This is a genomic window from Coleofasciculus sp. FACHB-712 (assembly GCF_014695635.1).
In the GTDB taxonomy this organism is placed as follows: Bacteria; Cyanobacteriota; Cyanobacteriia; order Cyanobacteriales; family FACHB-T130; genus FACHB-T130.
Genome location: NZ_JACJOQ010000264.1, coordinates 1 through 1,784 on the forward strand (window position 1 = coordinate 1; position 1,784 = coordinate 1,784).

A 1,784-nucleotide genomic window follows, 5' to 3' on the forward strand; every position below is an offset into this window, starting at 1 on the left:
GCCGTGACCGCTGGCGAGGATCAGGGATAGAACTTCGTCGTACCAAAATTCTCGGCTGCCTAGATAGATAATTCTTAACAAAACAGCGATCGCGATCGCGCCTAGGAGCAACATCTCCAGCGACAACCAGCGCCGCGATGATTTAGGAACTGTGAAGCTTCGGCTCATAATATTGACGAAATTAGAATTTAGGTTAAAGTGCAGTCAAGTTAGGTGAAACTTGACATATATTAGCTTGTCTTTGTTTTTTTATGTCCTTAGATATTGACCCAGTAGAACTCTCTGTGGTAGTACCGCTTTACAACGAGGAGGACAATATTGACTACTTGTTTGAGCGGCTGCTATCGGTACTAGAAACCGTAAATACAACCTACGAGATTGTTTGCGTGAATGATGGCAGTAAGGACAATACCCTGAAGTGTCTAATTGAGCATCATTATCGTAACCCAGCGATTAAAGTCGTCAACTTGTCCCGCAACTTTGGCAAAGAAGTCGCCCTCAGTGCCGGACTTGACTATGCTGCGGGTGCTGCGGTAATCCCAATTGATGCCGACTTGCAAGATCCGCCAGAGTTAATTAAGGAACTGGTAGACAAATGGCGCGAAGGCTATGATGTCGTTTATGCAACTAGGCGATCGCGTGATGAAGGTTGGCTGAAAAACTCTACAGCCAAAGCTTTCTATCAGATCATTGGCAAGATGAGTCGCGTCCCCATCCCCCGCAATACCGGGGACTTTCGGTTGCTCGATCGGCGTGTGGTAGAAGCCATCAAGCTACTGCCAGAACGAACCCGATTTATGAAAGGACTCTTTGCTTGGGTGGGTTTCAAGCAAACCTCTGTTTTATTCGATCGTCCCCCACGTTATAAGGGAACCACGACTTGGAACTATTGGCGTCTGTGGAACTTTGCCCTAGATGGGATTACTTCCTTTAGTTTTCTCCCTTTAAAAGTATGGAGTTACGTGGGCGTCACGATATCTTTTTTGTCATTTATTTACGCTAGCTTCTTATTCTTTCGCACTCTAATTTTTGGGATCGATCTTCCGGGTTATGCTTCCATCATGGTGGCGGTGTTATTTCTGGGAGGCATCCAGTTAATAACACTGGGAATCATTGGCGAGTATCTTGGTCGTGTTTACGAAGAAGTCAAAGGACGTCCGCTTTATTTAGTGCGTGAAGCTTATGGTTTCAAAAGTCAAGAGTCAACCGAAAAGCGTCACAAATCAGAAATAAGCACTCAAGAGGCTTTAGTAATATCTGAAGAACGAATAAGCAAGGATTAATCGCGAATAACTCCGGACTTACGCGCTGAAAGCTTGAAACCTAGCTCCCCCTAACCTCTCTAAAAAAGGGAGAACCAGAAAAGTTCCCCAATTTATCGAGGGATTTAGGGGGATCTCTGCGTAAGCCCTATTACTAATGACAAATGATTAATGGCTAAAAACAAAGGAGTTTTTGTTGAACGCTAAAAGTGGCATTTTCCTATTGACTGCCGTCTGCATTGTAGCGACGGGACTCGCAGTATATTTTTTGGGAGGCATCGATCCAGCTCAACTCCAAACATGGCTAAATCAAGCTGGTATCTGGGCACCAATTATTTATATCGTTTTCTATACCTTGGCGACACTGTTAATCTTGCCTTCTACAGCACTAAATCTCACCAGTGGCGCAATTTTTGGTCCTTGGTTGGGGACGCTTTGGACGAGTATTGCCGCCGTGATTGCGGCTGTAGTGGCTTTTGCCTTTACGCGCACGGTGGGGCGTGAATTTGTCGTTCAAAAGTT

General features: G+C 45.2%; 2 protein-coding genes. Both read left to right on the forward strand.

Going from position 1 to position 1,784, the window contains the following annotated elements; translation table 11 throughout:
- The first annotated feature begins 251 nt into the window (after positions 1–251).
- On the forward strand, positions 252–1,283 hold the full coding sequence (locus H6F50_RS07420) for a glycosyltransferase family 2 protein (protein ID WP_190428012.1): 1,032 nt from the start codon (positions 252–254) through the stop codon (positions 1,281–1,283).
- Between the two features lie 172 nt (positions 1,284–1,455).
- A partial coding sequence (locus H6F50_RS07425; RefSeq protein ID WP_347277142.1) for a VTT domain-containing protein occupies positions 1,456–1,784 on the forward strand: 329 nt, incomplete at its 3' end.